Source organism: Cryobacterium algoritolerans, assembly GCF_004402785.1.
GTDB lineage: Bacteria > Actinomycetota > Actinomycetes > Actinomycetales > Microbacteriaceae > Cryobacterium > Cryobacterium algoritolerans.
This window is the reverse complement of the sequence record NZ_SOFP01000013.1, coordinates 24,508-39,654: the sequence shown is the minus strand read 5'-3', so window position 1 is coordinate 39,654 and position 15,147 is coordinate 24,508. Positions and strand designations below refer to the sequence as shown.

Below are 15,147 nucleotides of genomic sequence, written 5' to 3'. Positions count from 1 at the left end.
GTAGGGAGTTCTCTGGCACGGAGTCGATCTTATGGCTCAGTCCTGAAAAACCGCCGCAGTGGCTCGCGCCTCGTACACGACTTCGTCCAGATCGGACCCTCCGACGGTCACGTGGCCGACCTTCCGGCCGGGCCGCGGATCCTTGCCGTAGTTGTGCACCTTCGCCGACGGATGCTCCGCGAGGGCCGCGGGATACCGCTCGAACAGTGTCCCTCCCACCGGTCCGCCGATGATGTTCACCATCACCGACCACGGGTCCCTGGTCGTGGTCGCACCGAGCGGCAGGTCGAGCACCGCGCGAAGGTGCTGCTCGAACTGGCTCGTCGTCGACCCCTCGATCGACCAGTGGCCGCTGTTGTGCGGGCGCATCGCCAGTTCGTTGATCAGGAGCCGCCCGTCCGTCGTCTCGAAGAGCTCGACGGCGAGCATCCCGGTCACGCCGATACCGTCGGCCACCTTGACGGCGATGTCGGCGGCCCGCTCGGCGAGCCGACCGGCGGACAGGGGCGCGGGCGCGATCACCTCCGCACACACCCCATCTTTCTGCACGGTCTCAACGACGGGCCACACCGCGATCTCACCGGAGGGGCGCCTGGCAATCTGCTGGGCCAGCTCCCGCCGGAAATCGACGAGTTCTTCCACCAGCAGCGCGCCGTCATTGCCGTCTTCGGCGAGGGCGGGGAACCAGTCGTCGGCGCCGTGCTCGTGCGAGACGAGCCGCACGCCCTTGCCGTCGTAGCCGCCGCGGGCGGTCTTGACGACCGCGCGGCCACCGTGCCCGGCGAGGAAGACGCCCAGTTCGGCGGAGTTCTCCACCCGTGCCCAGTCCGGCACCGGCAGTCCCAGCTCGGTCAGGCGTTCCCGCATCAGCAGCTTGTCCTGCGCGTAGGCGAGCGCGTCGGGTCCAGGGTGCACGGCGACGCCCCGGGCAACGAGTTCGCGGAGGATCTCCTGCGGAACGTGTTCGTGGTCGAAGGTGACCACGTCGACGGTCTCGGCGAAGGCGAGGACGACCTCTCGGTCGCGGTAGTCGCCGACCGCGAACGCGGCCAGCCCGGCAGACATCCCCTCGTTCTCGGCCAGCACCCGGATGTCGATGCCGAGATTGACCGCTGCCGGAATCATCATCCTGGCCAGCTGGCCGCCGCCGATAACGCCGACAGTCGTATTCATCTGTTCACCAATTCCTGTGCGAGCGTTCATTCTTCGATACGGCTTCTCTCAGGCTGGGGGCTGGGCTGCGCCGTAGACTTCTAATCCTGCCCTTCTATCCTCACCCATCGAGCGGACGGACGTATGCCGACAACAACGACGAATCCAGCACGACTGATGGCCTTCATGGTCCAGGTCGGCAAGTTCGGCGCGGTCGGACTCGTCGGCTTCGCCGTCGATGTGACCGTTTTCAATCTGCTCCGCACCACGGTGTTCGACCCGCAGCTCGTGCATGCCGGGCCGATCTACGCCAAGGTTGTCTCCACCATCCTGGCCATCTTCGCCAACTGGGTCGGCAACCGGTATTGGACCTTCGGCAAGAACCGGCAGGAGCAGACCCTGCGCGAGGGGATCGAGTTCTTCGCCGTCAGCCTGGTCGGCATGGGCATCGGGCTGGCCTGCCTCTGGCTCAGCCATTACATTCTCGGCCACACCAGCGTCGTCGCCGACAACATCTCCTCGAACGTGATCGGTCTGCTGCTCGGCGCGATCTTCCGGTTCGTGCTCTACCGGTACTGGGTCTTCGCCCCGCATCGCCGCAGCCCGGTGCCCGCACCCGTCACCGGCAGCCTAGCGACCGTGCCACACGGGCGCCTGGTCAGCGAGCGCTGACTGCACTTGCCGCCTCGACCCGATCAGGGTCTGAGACTGCTCCATCAGGTCATGCAACACCTGCTGGACCAGGTCGGCGTTCGGCACATCCGCGAGCACGAGCGGATGCTCCAGACCGGCGTTGATGAGCACGTCGCCTGACCCGCTGAGCGACTGCAGCCAGGTTTTGCGCACGGTCACGTCGTAACCGCGGCTGTGCAGCAGTTCCTGACGGGTGCGCACGAAGAATCCCCGGCGGAAGATGATCCGTCGAGTGGTGATCGTGTAGCGCCGGTTCAGCCAGGTTGCCAGCGGCAACAGCCAGAGCAGGACGACAACGGCGACGGCACCGGCGGCGAGGGCCGTGTTCTGCCACGGCTCGGGCATCGACCCGTAGAAATAGCCGGTGGCACCGAAGACCGTGACGAGCACGACGGTCGGCCAGAACAGGACCCTGGCATGCGGCCGGAGCCCGGCGACGACGCGCTCGATCGAGTTCGGCGCCTCGTCCTGGCCGTTCACCGCTGCTTTCGTCATACCCCATTAATACCTCAGGTGGGTCACATCGCCGGCGGCGACAGCCTGCAGCTCTCCGTTTGCCTGGTTCTCGACGATGAGGCGGCCGTCCCGATCGAGGTCGATGGCGGTTCCAACCAGGTCGTCCCCGCCGGGCAGTTGCACGCGCACCCGGGAACCCAGCGTTCCGCAAACCTCCCGCACGGCCGCGAGCAGTCCGCTCCGCACCGGGTCACCTCCCGCGGTCACGAACGCCTCGGTGAGAGCCCATAGCTCGGTCAGGTACCGCGCGAGCACGGCGTCGGGGTCGGGAGCCGACCCGGTGACCAGCATCAGGGAGGTGGATGTGAGCGTGGGCAGGTCGTGCTCGTCGAGGGACACGTTCAGGCCGGTACCGATGACGAGCCCCCTGGCGTCGGGCAGCAGTTCGGACAGGATGCCGGACACCTTGTAGCCGTCGATCAGCACGTCGTTGGGCCATTTCAGGGTGACCTCGTGCACCGGGCTCCCGTCGTCGGGATCGGGCGCGGCGACCGGCACGCTCGCATCGACCACCTCGCGCACGGCGCGGGTCATCGCGGTGCCGGCGAGCAGCGGGAACCAACCGAAGTGGTCGACCGGGAGCGGGGCCCCGTCGTGCACCGGGCGGAGCAGCACGGAGATGGCCAGCGACTTGCCGGTGGGGGCGAGCCAGGTGCGCCCCAATCGGCCGCGTCCCCGGGTCTGGTTGTCGGTGACGACCACCGACAGGTCGGGCCAGGCCGCGGCATCCGCCCCTGTCGCGTGGGCGACGAGCACATCGTTGGTCGAGCCGGCCTGGGCCAGATACTCGAACCGTGCCCCGGTGACCCGGCTGAGCGGAAACTCCATGCGAACCTCTTCCCGTGCATAACTCCTGCAATTCTCCCGAATCCGGCCGGAATTGACTATTTCGGCGGGTTTGGGGCCGATTTGCAGGAGTTATGCCAGTGGAAGAGGGCGGAACCAACCAGCTAACCGGCCCATCTTTGTACAGATTCGTCAACGGTCGAGGACAACCGTTGGCCGGTAGAGTGAACCGGTGACTGAGAACTCGCCCCTCGCGGGCCCCGACCTGTACACGACGGCTGGAAAGCTCGCCGACCTCAAGGTGCGTTATCACGAAGCCGTGACCGCCAGCGGAGAGGCGGCGATCGAAAAACAGCACGCCAAGGGCAAGATGACGGCCCGGGAACGAATCGACCTGCTGCTCGACCAGGGCTCGTTCGTCGAACTCGACGAATTCGTACGGCACCGCACGCACGCCTTCGGCATGGAGAAGAAACGGCCGTACGGCGACGCCGTCGTCACCGGAACCGGCACCATCCACGGGCGCCAGGTCTGCGTCTACTCGCAGGACTTCACCATCTTCGGCGGTTCGCTCGGCGAGGTTGCCGGCGAGAAGATCATCAAGGTGATGGACCTCGCCCTGAAGACCGGCGTGCCGATCATCGGCATCCTCGACTCCGGCGGGGCCCGCATCCAGGAGGGCGTCGTGGCCCTCGGCAAGTACGGCGAGATCTTCCGCCGCAACACGGCCGCGTCCGGCGTCATCCCCCAGATCTCGATCATCTGCGGCCCGGCGGCCGGCGGCGCCGTGTACTCCCCCGCCCTGACCGACTTCGTGATCATGGTCGACAAGACCAGCCAGATGTTCGTCACCGGCCCCGACGTGATCAAAACCGTCACCGGCGAAGACGTCGGCATGGAGGAACTCGGCGGCGCGCTCACCCACAACACGGTCTCCGGGGTGGCGCACTATCTGGCCAGCGACGAACCCGACGCGCTCGACTACGCCCGCACCCTGCTGAGCTTCCTGCCGGACAACAACCTGGCCGAACTGCCCGTCTTCGACAGCGATATCGAGCTGGAGACGACGGATGCCGACCTGAAGCTGAACACGATCATCCCCGACTCTCCCAACCAGCCCTACGACGTCAAGACAGTGATCGAGTACATCGTCGATCACGGCGACTTCCTGGAGACGCAGCCGCTGTTCGCCCCGAACATCGTCGTCGGTTTCGCCCGGGTCGAGGGGCGTTCGATCGGCATCGTCGCCAACCAGCCCAGCGCCATGGCCGGCACGCTCAACATCCCGGCCGGCGAGAAGGCCGCCCGGTTCGTGCGCTTCTGCGACGCGTTCTCGATCCCGATCCTCACGCTGGTCGACGTGCCCGGCTTCCTGCCGGGCACCGACCAGGAGTGGACCGGCATCATCCGCCGCGGCGCCAAGCTGCTCTACGCCTACGCCGAGGCGACCGTCCCGCTGGTCACGGTCATCCTGCGGAAGGCCTACGGCGGCGCCTACATCGTGATGGGCTCCAAGCAGCTCGGCGCGGACATCAACCTCGCCTGGCCGACCGCCGAGATCGCCGTGATGGGCGGCCAGGGCGCCGTGAACATCCTCTACCGGGCCGAGATCAAGAAGGCGGAGGCCGCCGATGAGGATGTCGCGGCCGTGCGCACCCGGCTGGCCAACGAATACACCTACAACGTCGCCAGCCCGTTCCTCGCGGCCGAGCGCGGCGAGCTGGACGGCATCATCGAGCCGGCGACGACCAGGGTTGCCATCACGAAGGCCCTGCGCGCGCTGCGCACCAAGCGCGCCAGCCTGCCGCCCAAGAAGCACGGGAACATCCCGCTGTAGGCGGCGCCATGACCAAGACCACGACACCCACCCCAGACCCGGCCGAGGAACTCCTGTTCCTCACCCGGGGCGTCACCCCCACCGAGGCGGCCGCCGTATCGGCCGTGCTCCGCGGTCTGCTGCGCGAGGAGACGGACAACCTGCGCCGGGCTCCTGAGGGCAGCCAGAGCGCCTGGCAGGTCAGCCAGCGGGCCATCCGGTCGGCCGTGCACGCCGGACAGGGCGAGTGGCGGGGTTTCTCGGCCTGACCGGGAAGACCCCCCGTAAGGCCGGTCCCCCTAAATGCCGACTTTTCTAATCGAACCGGGTCGATGAGTATAGAAATTGCTAGGTGTCGCTCACAGAGTTGCACCACCAAAATTCGTCGACTAGGGTAAGCAGGCGAATTTTGGCGGCGAGTCAGGGTGACATTCGGGTTGTCGCCCTGGCACGAAAGTCGGAAGGGGACCAGCCTCACGGTTGGTCCCCTTCCGCATGTCCGGGTGGCCTGATTTCGACAAGCTCAATCACCGCGACAAGCTCTATCACCGAGGCGAACCCGTCAGCGGGCCGCCGGAGCGTCGGCCGGCACCGGACTGCGCGGGATCTCGAGCCACAGGTCGACCTCGGGCTCCGGGGATTCCTGACCGAGCGCGCTGAGCCGGGCGTCGGCGCTGCTGAGGCCGACCACGGTCACCGCCGTCGCCGAACCATCCCCGGCCGTTCGCGCGATGATCGAGTCAGCGGTGGTGGTGCCGATCGCGGCCGCGAGCGTGTTGAGCACGGTTTCCAGTTCCGGGCCGCGGAGGTCGTCGATGCCGCCTTCGTCGAGCAGGGTCACGATCGCCCCACGCCGTCTGGCCGCCATGACCTGCTCACGAACCGCCTCGTTGAGCAGCTTGCGCCCGCGGATCTCGTCCCGCACCGCCGCCTCGAGGTAACGGCATTCCTGCCGCTCCTCGACGTTGAGCACACCGCCCCGGACGATGATCCGGCGCAGCATGGGCGCCGCCAGGCGGATCGTCTGCGCCAGCCGGACCTGACGCTCGTAGAGGTGTGCCTCCTGGGCCGCCTGCCAGTCGGTGGCCTCGCGTTCGGCCAGAGCGTACTGTCTGGCGTCCCGCCCGGCCTTGGCGAGGGCGCGGGCGAGGATGACCGCGATGGCCACCCAGACGGCGCTGCCGATCACGCCCATCGAGCCGAGGGCGGCCGGGCCGGCCCAGACGATGGTGTGCACGATCAGGGCCGCGGTTCCGATCCAGGCGAGCGCCGGTCGGCGCCGCGTGGCCGTGATCGTCATCAGCGTGCCGACGGCGGCGACATCCCAGGTGGCGTAATCGTTGAAGACCGAACCGTCGAGCTGGCTGCCGACAAGCAGGGGCAGGGCCACGCAGACGGCGACGTTGAAGAAGGCAAGCCAGAGCGGCATCCGCATCGGGCTGGTGGGCCACAGGCTGAACACCGTCGCCACGATGTACGCGGCGATCGCGAGGATGGCCGGGCCGGGCGTGCGCGGCTGGTTGAGCGAGTAGAAGCCGAGCACCACGTGGTAGGTGGAGAACAGGGCGGCGAGGGCGAGCACGAGGCCGCGGGGCACGGTGATCACACGGGCACCTCCGCGTTGTCGGCCGGCCACTCGTCGGCCGGCCACTCGATGGTGATCGTGGTCCCCCGGCCGATCTCGGAGTAGATCCGCGCCGAACCGCCCGCACTGGCGACCCGTTCCTGGATCGAGATCCGCAGGCCCAGCCGTTCGCTCGGCACCTGCTCCGGGTCGAAGCCGACTCCGGTATCCGCGATCTCGATGGTGCAACCGCCCTGGGCGTTCGCCCGCATGCTGAGAGTGCGGCTTGGTTCGACGATGCCATCGCCGGCGTGCTGGACGCTGTTGACCATGGCCTGCACGCTCGCCGCAAACAGTGCGTCGCTCGCGTGCACCGGCAGGCTGAGCGTGTCCATCTCACATTCGACGAAGGTGAATGGCGCGGTGAACTTGTCGGCGGCCTCGCGGATGCGCACGGTGAGGGCGTTTAACGGCACCAGGCTGTCGTCCCCGGCAGGGACCATGGCCGCATCGTTGAGACGGGTGAGCGCGTCGGAAGCCATCCCGGAGGCCAGCTGGGCCGCCTTGGGGCTGCCGGCCGCCGCGGCCGCGAGGAAGGTGGCGAGGACGCTGTCGTGCACGATCGAGTCGACCTGCACTCGCTCGACCTCCGTGGCGTGCTGCCTGACGGCCGTCGCGTACTGGTGCAGCGCATTGGTCTGGGCGGCGTCTACCGCCGCCGCCGTCTGGCGCAGCGTGAAGATGATGATCAGGATGACCTGGCCGAGGATGGTCGCGTAGGCGGTGTCGAGCGAGCCGAGGAGCACGTCTGCGCCGCCGCCGGACGGCTGCGTGCGCACGATGCCGTAGGCGATCGGGGCGAGGAAGGTGTAGATGACGGCCCAGACCAGCGGGAACGCCACGGCCGCACAGGAGGTTGCGACGGTGCACATGTACCACAGCCACGGTTTGCCGTCGAGCACGGCCGAGGGGTCGACCATCAGGAACGGCCAGCTGACGAGGGCGGCCAGGTAGACCAGGGCCACCGTGCCGGTGGTCGCGCGCACGCCCACCTTGGCGACTGCCGCGATCACGACGGCACCGATGCCCACGGCCAGGGCAAGCGGCATGGCGATGGCCATGATCGGCAGTCGCAGGTGCACCTGGGCGAGCATGATCGGAAGCGCCTGCAGCGAGAAGATCACGCCGACCCCGGCGACGGACCGGGAGACGACGGTTTCGATCCGGGTGCGGCTGATCGGATTGCGGGGTTGTTTGGGTCCGGCGATGAGGTCGGAATCGAGGCCCAGGGGCTCGGTGCCGCCGCTCCCGTTCTTGTCCGGGTTGCCGCGTTCCGCCCGGGGAAACCGGAGCGGAGGCGCGGCCGCGGACTTAGCCGCGGCCATCCCCGCCGTCCTGGTCCAACCCAGGAAGGATGCCGTCTTCGACCGCACGGCGCAACAGATCTACCTTCGTGGGCGCCGGTCGGCCCACCTCGACGTACTTCACCCGGATCCGGTCGAGGTACTCCCGCGCGGTGGAATGCGCGATGCCGAGCTGCATCGCGACCATCTTGAGCGGCAGCCCAGACGCGTAGAGATGGAGTACGTCCCGCTCCCGGCGGCCCAGCTGGGCCTTGGCGAAGTCGCGGTCGGCGTCGATCGCAGTCGCCCATTCGAGGTTGTTGAGCACGTCGCCACGGGCGACGGATGCGACGGCCGCCATCACGGTCGTCGTCGGCGAGGACTTCGGGATCACTCCGGCGGCTCCGGCGGCGAGTGCTTCCCTGACCAGGGCGACCCGGTCGGCAATGCTGTGCACGAGCACCGAGGCACCGGTGCTCTGGGCGTTGTGAACGTTGTCCGTGACGAGTGAGCCGTCGCCGAGCGACAGGTCGAGCACGATGACGTCGACGGCCCGGCCTGCGATGCCGTCCACGAGCGCCTGCACCGTGGCAGCCGCGAAGACCACGTCGTAACCGGCGTTCTCACACGCGGCCTGGATGCCGAGTCGGACCGACTCATGGTCATCGGCGATGCCCACCCGCACCGGATGGTCGAGGGTCGTGCGCACGCCGGCGTCCTGGCCGGCAGGTGATTCCAGCGGTGCAATCGGGTCTGTCACGGGCTTCTACGTCCTCACTTTGTCGTACAGGTCAACGATAGCTACCTGGTGAGCAGCGCGACGGCTTCGACATGGTGGGTATTCGGGAACAGGTCGAACGCCCGCAGCCCGCGGAGTTCGTAGCCGTGCCCGGCAAGCAGGGCGATGTCCCGCGCGAGCGCAACCGGGTCGCACGCCACGTAGACGATCTGGCGCGGTCCGAGGGCGCCGAGCTGGTCGATGACTTCCTTGCCCGCCCCGGCGCGCGGCGGATCGAGCACCACCGTGGCCGCCTGCTGCCTGGACCGGTCGGCGGCGCTCGAGTCGCGCACGAGGCCGGCCAGGAACCGGTCGACCCTGGACGTCTGCACGCTCGCGCCGACCCACTCAGCAAGGTTCTCGGCGGCGAAATCGGTGGCCTGGGCGTCGCTCTCGACCGACGTGATCCGCACCGAGCTGCCGAATCGGTCGCCGACGGCCGCGGCGAGCAATCCGACGCCGCCATAGAGGTCGAGGTTCGCGGCCTTCGGGTCGAACGAGTCCGCGTCGATGGTGTCCTGGACCGTGCTATACAGGGTCTCCGCCGCGCGCGCGTGCACCTGCCAGAAACCGGCGGCATCGAGTCTGAACTCGCGTTCGCCGACGACCTCGCGGATCAGGTTGCGGGGCGTGGGTCGGCGTCGGCCCTGTGCGTCCTGCTCGGCGACGAGAACTTGCACGGTGCCGAGGCTCGGCGCGACGACGTCGACGGATGCGGCCCCGCGGAAGAGCTGGTCCAGCGGCGCGGCCGCCTCCAGCAGTCGGTCGGCGAGAGGCAGATCCCCGACCGGGATGACGCGGTGGCTCCTGGCCGCGTACGGGCCGACCGAGCCGTCCTCGGCGATGTGCAGGCGCACCCGGGTGCGCCACCCGGTGCCGTCGGCGGCGTCGCCCGGGGAAGCGTTGGGGCCGACCGGGACCGGCTCGACCGTGACATCCGTCTCGACCCCCGCCATGCGTTTGAGGGCGTCGGCGAGGACCTGTCGCTTCAGTTCGCGCTGGTGTCCCAGTTCGATGTGCCCGAACTCGGCGCCACCGGCGCGATCGTCCGGGTCGCGCTCGAGGGCGGCGGACGCCCAGATGTGCGGCTGGCGCTCCGGGGCGGCGTCCAGGACTTCGACGGTCTCGGCACGCCAGAAGCTCTTGTGGCTGGCCGAGGTCAGCCGGGCGCGCACCCGCTCACCCGGGAGGGTGTCGCTGACGAAGACCACGCGGCCCTCGTGCCGCGCGACGAAGATACCGCCATGGGCTACGTTGGTGACGTCGAGTTCGAGTTCGCTGCCGACTGCGACGGACTGCTCGCCCGGAATCGACTGGTTTTCATTGCTGGTGCCCATCCCACGAGCATCCCACATCGCTTCTACCGTCGCACGAAGGAACCATGCGCCTCTATCTGGCCTCCACCTCGCCGGCCCGCCTGGCGCTGCTGCGCTCCTCGGGGATCGAACCGATCACGATCGCCCCCGACGTCGACGAGGATGCCGTCGCCGCTGAGGCAGCTCACCGGGAGGGTGCGCCCCTCACCCCGCACCGGGTGGTCGAGTTGCTCGCCCGCGCCAAGGCGGAGGCGGTCTCGGCCGCCCTGTGCCGGACCGGGCCGGGCGGCGACGGGCTCATTCTCGGCGGCGATTCGGTGTTCGTGATCGACGAGGTCATCTACGGCAAGCCGCACACCCCTGAGAAGGCCAGGCAGCGCTGGCAGCTGCAGCGCGGACGCACCGGGCAGCTCTATTCGGGCCACTGGCTGATCGAGCACTCGAACGGGCTGCCCGGCCGGGCGGTCGGTGCCGTCGCCGTCGCTGACGTCACCTTCGCCGATGACATCGGCGACGAGGAGCTCGACGCGTACATCGCCACCGGCGAACCGCTGTTCGTCGCCGGTGCGTTCACCATCGACAGCCTCGGCGCGCCGTTCATCACGCACATCGACGGTGACCCGTCCACGGTGGTCGGTCTCTCCCTGCCGACCCTGCGCCGGCTCGTCTCCCGGCTGGGCCATTCCTGGCCGAGCCTGTGGAATCGCGGCCCGGCGAGCTGACTCGGTGCCCCTGTCACGGACCGGATTGTAGGCATCCGCACCTTTCTCCCTGTTCTTTTTGTGGAACAGAACCAAAAGACCGTGGCGCGGGCACCATAAGCTAGGGCACTGTGTCGCGAATAACGAAGGTCCTCATCGCCAACCGGGGCGAGATCGCCGTCCGGGTTATCCGAGCCGCGAAAGACAGCGGCATTCTCTCGGTTGCCGTCTACGCCGATCAGGATCGTGATTCGGTGCACGCGCACCTTGCCGACGAGGCCTACGGCCTCGACGGCACCACCAGCGCGGACACCTATCTCGTCATCGAGAAGATCCTCTCCGTGGCCAGGCGGTCCGGCGCCGACGCCGTGCACCCCGGCTACGGTTTCCTCGCGGAGAACGCCGACTTCGCCCGGGCGGTGATCAACGCGGGGCTGATCTGGATCGGCCCGTCACCGGAGGCGATCGACAAGCTCGGCGACAAGGTCTCCGCCCGCCATGTCGCGGAGAAGGTCAACGCCCCGATGGCGCCCGGCACCCTGAACCCGGTTGTCGACGCCGCCGAGGTGCTCGAGTTCGTCGACCTGCACGGCCTGCCCGTCGCGATCAAGGCCGCCTTCGGCGGTGGCGGGCGCGGCCTCAAGGTCGCCCGCACCCGTGAAGAGGTGCCCGAACTCTTCGAGTCGGCCACCCGAGAGGCCGTCGCTGCGTTCGGCCGCGGCGAGTGCTTCGTCGAGAAGTACCTGGACAAGCCCCGCCATGTGGAAACCCAGTGCCTCGCCGATGCCCACGGCAACGTCGTCGTCATCTCCACCCGCGACTGCTCGCTCCAGCGCCGGCACCAGAAGCTGGTCGAGGAAGCGCCGGCACCGTTCCTGACCGACGCCCAGCAGACCGAGATGTATCGCGCCTCCAAGGCCATCCTCGCCGAGGTCGGCTATGTCGGCGCCGGAACCTGCGAGTTCCTGATCGGCCAGGACGGCACCGTCTCCTTTCTCGAGGTGAACACGCGGCTTCAGGTCGAGCACCCCGTATCGGAGGAAGTGACCGGAATCGACCTCGTCCGCGAGCAGTTCCGCCTCGCCGAGGGCGGAACCCTGGACTACCCAGACCCCGTACCCACCGGCCACTCCTTCGAGTTCCGGATCAACGGCGAGGATGCCGGCCGTGGCTTCATGCCCGCACCCGGCCCGGTGCACGTGTTCAAGCCCGCGGGCGGCCCCGGCGTGCGCGTCGACAGCGGCGTGCAGGCCGGCGACGTGATCTCCGGCTCGTTCGACTCCCTGCTCGCGAAACTCATCATCACCGGCGCCACCCGCGAGGAGGCCCTCGAACGCTCCCGCCGCGCCCTCGACGAGTTCGAAGTTGCCGGGCTGCCCACCGTGCTCCCCTTCCATCGCCGGATCGTGCGCGACCCTGCGTTCGCCCCGCTGAACGGCGAGCCCTTCTCCATCTATACCCGCTGGATCGAGACCGAGTTCGACAACGACATCGACCCCTGGAACGGTTCGCTCGAGGAGACCACCGGCCCGGCGAAACGGCACAACGTCGTGGTCGAGGTCGAGGGCCGCCGGATCGAGGTCAGCCTGCCCGTGCGTCTGCTCCCCGGCTCGGCGTCCGAGAACACGGCGGGGCCGGCCCCGCGCCGGCGGAGCGGGGCCCACGCCGTGAGCACCGCGACCGGTGACGCCGTGCACGCGCCGATGCAGGCGACCGTGGTCAAGCTGGCCGTCGCCGAGGGTGATGTCGTCGTCAAGGGTGACCTGCTGCTCGTGCTCGAGGCGATGAAGATGGAACAACCACTCACCGCCCACAAGGACGGAGTGGTCGGCAGCATCGACGCGCTCGTCGGCACCACGGTCGCCTCCGGCTCCCTGCTGATGGCCGTCACCGACCACCCCGCCTGAATAACGGAAAAAACACCTCAACCGCGAAAACGAGGGTGCTTCTCCCGCAACTGAACGCGGTTGCGCCGGAGGTACGCGGCGACTGCTAGAGCACGATGTGCATGGCGCGGGCGGCATCCGTGATCGAACCCGTCAGCGACGGGTAGACCGGGAATGCGCGGGCCACCTCGTCGACCGTGAGCCGGTGCTCGACGGCGAGGGCAAGTGGGAAGATGAGCTCGCTTGCCTTGGGCGCCACGATCACTCCGCCGATGACGGTGCCGGTGGTGGTGGTCGCGAACAGCTTCACGAAGCCGTCCTTGATGCCCATCATCTTTGCCCGCGGGTTCGACGAGAGCGGCAGCTTGTAGATGCTCCCGCGGGTGAGGCCGTCCTCGATCTGCTTCTGGGTCCAGCCGACCGTGGCGATCTCCGGCTGGGTGAAGATGTTCGCCGCGACGTTGCGGATCTCGATCGGGTTGACCGCGTCGCCCATCGCGTGGAAGACCGCGGTGCGGCCCATCATCGAGGCGACGGATGCCAGCGGCAGCTCGGTCGTGCAGTCGCCGGCCGCGTAGATGTTCGGGACGGAGGTGCGCGCCACCCGGTTCACCCGGATGTGGCCGGATTCGGAGAGTTGCACGCCGGCCTCCTCGAGGCCGATCCCCGCGGTGTTCGGCACCGAGCCGACCGCGATCAGGCAGTGGCTGCCCTCGACGGTTCGGCCGTCGGCCAGGGTGGCCAGCACGCCGGTGTCCGTGCGCACGACGGACGAGGCGCGCGACTTGTTCAGCACGACCATCCCGTTGCGCTTGAACACGTTCTCGATCACGGCCGCCGCGTCGGCGTCCTCGCCGGGAAGCACCTGGTCGCGGCTGGAGATCAGGGTGACCTTCGCGCCCAGGGCGCGGTAGGCGGAGGCGAACTCGGCGCCGGTCACACCGGAGCCGACCACGATGAGGTGTTCCGGCACGGCCCGCAGGTTGTAGAGCTCCGTCCAGCTGAGGATGCGCTCGCCGTCGGGGACCGCGGTGGGCAGGATGCGCGGGGTCGCCCCGACGGAGACGACGATCGTGTCGGCGTCGATCCGGTCGAAGTCGGTGCCGGAGCCGTCCTCGGCGGTGGAGACGATGACCCCGCTCGTGCCGTCGAGGCGGCCGTGTCCGCTGACGAGATGCACGCCGGCGCGCATCAGGGTTGCCTTCATGTCCTCGGACTGCTGCCGGGCGAGGGCGAGCAGCCGCTTGTTCACGGCGGCCAGGTTGATGGCCACCTCGGGGCGGGCAGGCCTGCCCGTGTCGCCGCGCACAAACAACTGCACGCCCAGGTCGGTGGCGTCGCCGATCGAATTGGTGGCCTCGGCCGTGGCGATGAGGGACTTGGAGGGGACGACATCCGTGATCACGGCGGAGCCGCCGACGCCGACACGCTCGACGAGGGTGACCTCGGCACCCTGCTGGGCGCCGGCCAGCGCCGCTTCATAACCGCCGGGACCTCCGCCGAGGATAGCGATGCGATGCTTTCGTTCAAAATCGTATGCCATTCTCTCATTCTCCCGCGCCCGGGCGCCGCTGCCAAACCGCGTCCTGGGCCCGCGCCAACCCGGTCGTCCGCCCCGCAACACGAATTCGCCGACATTCCGGCCCGAAACTCGGACGCCGGCCCGATGCGTGCGCTGAAGAGCGAAATCGGCCCCAAATCGAATGGGCAATCGCCGCAGAAATGCCCGGGCAATTAGAGTGGTGGCATGCTGAAGATGGATGACAACCCGCTTGACGCGCCAGAAACCGATCCGTTCGACGTCGCGCGCAGAGCGGCCGATGAGATCGCCGCCCGCACCGGTGTCGCCCGGCACGACATCGCACTCACCCTGGGCAGCGGCTGGGGCAAGGCCGCCGACCTGATCGGCGAAACCACGCACACGATCCCCGCGCAGGAGATCACGGGCTTCAGCGCCCCTGCCCTGGCCGGCCACGCCGGCATGCTGCGCTCGGTGCTGCTGCCCAGCGGCAGGCGCGCCCTCATCATCGGCGCCCGCACACACTACTACGAGGGCCACGGCGTGCGCCGGGTCGTGCACAGCGTGCGCACCGCGGCCGCCACGGGCGCGTCGACCATGATCCTCACCAACGGGGCCGGCGGCATCCGCGAGACCTGGACGCCGGGCAGCCCGGTGCTGATCAGCGACCACATCAACCTCACCGCCGATTCGCCGCTCGAGGGCGCGACGTTCGTCGACCTCACCGACCTGTATTCCGCCCGGCTGCGAGCCCTGGCCCGCACGATCGACCCCACCCTCGACGAGGGCGTGTACTGCCAGTTCCGCGGCCCGCACTACGAGACCCCCGCCGAGGTACAGATGGCGAAGGCGATCGGCGGCCACATCGTCGGCATGTCCACCGCGCTCGAGGCGATCGCGGCGCGCCAGTCCGGGATGGAGATTCTCGGGCTGTCCCTGATCACGAACCTTGCTGCGGGGATCCAGAAGGAGCCGCTCAGCCACGGCGAGGTGCTCGAGGCCGGCCGGCTGGCCGAACCCGTGATCAGCGCGTTGCTCGCCCGGATCGTGGCCGCGCTGTGAGCCTCGACGACACCA

The 15,147-nt window shown here is 68.6% G+C and carries 14 protein-coding genes; 6 read left to right on the top strand and 8 right to left on the bottom strand.

All coding sequences use genetic code 11. The features are described 5' to 3' along the window. Nucleotides 1-36: 36 nt before the first annotated feature. The gene (locus tag E3O19_RS03320; protein ID WP_134565225.1) at nt 37-1,173 is read right to left on the bottom strand and encodes a 5-(carboxyamino)imidazole ribonucleotide synthase; all 1,137 of its coding nucleotides are present in this window, start codon (nt 1,171-1,173) and stop codon (nt 37-39) included. A 123-nt stretch (nt 1,174-1,296) separates the two neighbouring features. On the opposite strand from E3O19_RS03320, the gene E3O19_RS03315 reads away from it, so the two are divergent. Beyond that, entirely contained in the window at nt 1,297-1,824 is a 528-nt protein-coding gene (locus tag E3O19_RS03315; RefSeq protein ID WP_134565224.1) for a GtrA family protein, read from the top strand. On the opposite strand, the gene E3O19_RS03310 is transcribed toward E3O19_RS03315, so the two are convergent. Both E3O19_RS03310 and E3O19_RS03305 read right to left on the bottom strand, forming a co-directional pair. After that, nucleotides 1,783-2,340: a PH domain-containing protein gene (locus tag E3O19_RS03310; RefSeq protein WP_134565222.1), complete on the bottom strand. Its 558-nt coding sequence runs from the start codon at nt 2,338-2,340 to the stop codon at nt 1,783-1,785. The two genes, E3O19_RS03315 and E3O19_RS03310, sit on opposite strands and share 42 nt — an antisense overlap. Nucleotides 2,341-2,346: 6 nt before the next feature. Further along, nucleotides 2,347-3,189 carry a biotin--[acetyl-CoA-carboxylase] ligase gene (locus tag E3O19_RS03305; protein WP_134565220.1) on the bottom strand — a complete coding sequence of 281 codons (843 nt, stop codon included), beginning with the start codon at nt 3,187-3,189 and terminating at the stop codon, nt 2,347-2,349. 190 nt (nt 3,190-3,379) lie between these two features. Here E3O19_RS03305 and E3O19_RS03300 point away from each other — a divergent pair, with 190 nt between their 5' ends. Both E3O19_RS03300 and E3O19_RS03295 read left to right on the top strand, forming a co-directional pair. Further along, on the top strand, nt 3,380-4,984 hold the full coding sequence (locus E3O19_RS03300; protein ID WP_134565218.1) for an acyl-CoA carboxylase subunit beta: 1,605 nt from the start codon (nt 3,380-3,382) through the stop codon (nt 4,982-4,984). An 8-nt stretch (nt 4,985-4,992) separates the two neighbouring features. Continuing rightward, the gene (locus E3O19_RS03295) at nt 4,993-5,232 is read left to right on the top strand and encodes a hypothetical protein (protein WP_134565217.1); all 240 of its coding nucleotides are present in this window, start codon (nt 4,993-4,995) and stop codon (nt 5,230-5,232) included. Nucleotides 5,233-5,525: 293 nt separating this feature from the next. Here E3O19_RS03295 and E3O19_RS03290 read toward each other — a convergent pair whose 3' ends face one another. The 4 genes from E3O19_RS03290 to E3O19_RS03275 form a co-directional block, all read right to left on the bottom strand. Continuing rightward, on the bottom strand, nt 5,526-6,569 hold the full coding sequence (locus tag E3O19_RS03290) for a hypothetical protein (protein WP_134565215.1): 1,044 nt from the start codon (nt 6,567-6,569) through the stop codon (nt 5,526-5,528). After that, a complete protein-coding gene (locus E3O19_RS03285) occupies nt 6,566-7,912 on the bottom strand; it encodes a sensor histidine kinase (RefSeq protein ID WP_134565213.1) in 1,347 nt (448 codons plus the stop codon). The genes E3O19_RS03290 and E3O19_RS03285 overlap by 4 nt, the downstream gene beginning before the upstream one ends. Next, nucleotides 7,899-8,579 (bottom strand): response regulator transcription factor, encoded by a 681-nt coding sequence (locus E3O19_RS03280; protein WP_174776888.1) that lies wholly within the window; start codon nt 8,577-8,579, stop codon nt 7,899-7,901. Before E3O19_RS03280 ends, E3O19_RS03285 begins: the two co-directional genes overlap by 14 nt. Before the next feature lie 92 nt (nt 8,580-8,671). Continuing rightward, nucleotides 8,672-9,985 carry a class I SAM-dependent RNA methyltransferase gene (locus E3O19_RS03275; protein ID WP_134565211.1) on the bottom strand — a complete coding sequence of 438 codons (1,314 nt, stop codon included), beginning with the start codon at nt 9,983-9,985 and terminating at the stop codon, nt 8,672-8,674. 44 nt (nt 9,986-10,029) lie between these two features. Between E3O19_RS03275 and E3O19_RS03270 the strand changes: the two genes are divergently transcribed. Then, entirely contained in the window at nt 10,030-10,686 is a 657-nt protein-coding gene (locus E3O19_RS03270) for a Maf family protein (protein WP_134565209.1), read from the top strand. Between the two features lie 110 nt (nt 10,687-10,796). After that, the gene (locus E3O19_RS03265; protein ID WP_134565207.1) at nt 10,797-12,572 is read left to right on the top strand and encodes an acetyl/propionyl/methylcrotonyl-CoA carboxylase subunit alpha; all 1,776 of its coding nucleotides are present in this window, start codon (nt 10,797-10,799) and stop codon (nt 12,570-12,572) included. Nucleotides 12,573-12,657: 85 nt separating this feature from the next. Here E3O19_RS03265 and E3O19_RS03260 read toward each other — a convergent pair whose 3' ends face one another. Beyond that, nucleotides 12,658-14,094, bottom strand: coding sequence for an NAD(P)H-quinone dehydrogenase (locus tag E3O19_RS03260; protein ID WP_134565206.1), 1,437 nt, complete (start codon nt 14,092-14,094; stop codon nt 12,658-12,660). Between the two features lie 204 nt (nt 14,095-14,298). Here E3O19_RS03260 and E3O19_RS03255 point away from each other — a divergent pair, with 204 nt between their 5' ends. Further along, nucleotides 14,299-15,132: a purine-nucleoside phosphorylase gene (locus tag E3O19_RS03255; RefSeq protein ID WP_134565204.1), complete on the top strand. Its 834-nt coding sequence runs from the start codon at nt 14,299-14,301 to the stop codon at nt 15,130-15,132. Nucleotides 15,133-15,147: the final 15 nt, after the last annotated feature.

Bases quoted from the DNA above. Each gene is read 5' to 3' on its own strand.
- E3O19_RS03315 (WP_134565224.1), top strand. From the start codon at position 1,297: ATGCCGACAACAACGACGAATCCAGCACGACTGATGGCCTTCATGGTC.
- E3O19_RS03255 (WP_134565204.1), top strand. From the start codon at position 14,299: ATGCTGAAGATGGATGACAACCCGCTTGACGCGCCAGAAACCGATCCG.
- E3O19_RS03270 (WP_134565209.1), top strand. From the start codon at position 10,030: ATGCGCCTCTATCTGGCCTCCACCTCGCCGGCCCGCCTGGCGCTGCTG.
- E3O19_RS03275 (WP_134565211.1), bottom strand. From the start codon at position 9,985: ATGGGCACCAGCAATGAAAACCAGTCGATTCCGGGCGAGCAGTCCGTC.
- E3O19_RS03310 (WP_134565222.1), bottom strand. From the start codon at position 2,340: ATGACGAAAGCAGCGGTGAACGGCCAGGACGAGGCGCCGAACTCGATC.
- E3O19_RS03295 (WP_134565217.1), top strand. From the start codon at position 4,993: ATGACCAAGACCACGACACCCACCCCAGACCCGGCCGAGGAACTCCTG.
- E3O19_RS03320 (WP_134565225.1), bottom strand. From the start codon at position 1,173: ATGAATACGACTGTCGGCGTTATCGGCGGCGGCCAGCTGGCCAGGATG.
- E3O19_RS03285 (WP_134565213.1), bottom strand. From the start codon at position 7,912: ATGGCCGCGGCTAAGTCCGCGGCCGCGCCTCCGCTCCGGTTTCCCCGG.
- E3O19_RS03305 (WP_134565220.1), bottom strand. From the start codon at position 3,189: ATGGAGTTTCCGCTCAGCCGGGTCACCGGGGCACGGTTCGAGTATCTG.
- E3O19_RS03260 (WP_134565206.1), bottom strand. From the start codon at position 14,094: ATGGCATACGATTTTGAACGAAAGCATCGCATCGCTATCCTCGGCGGA.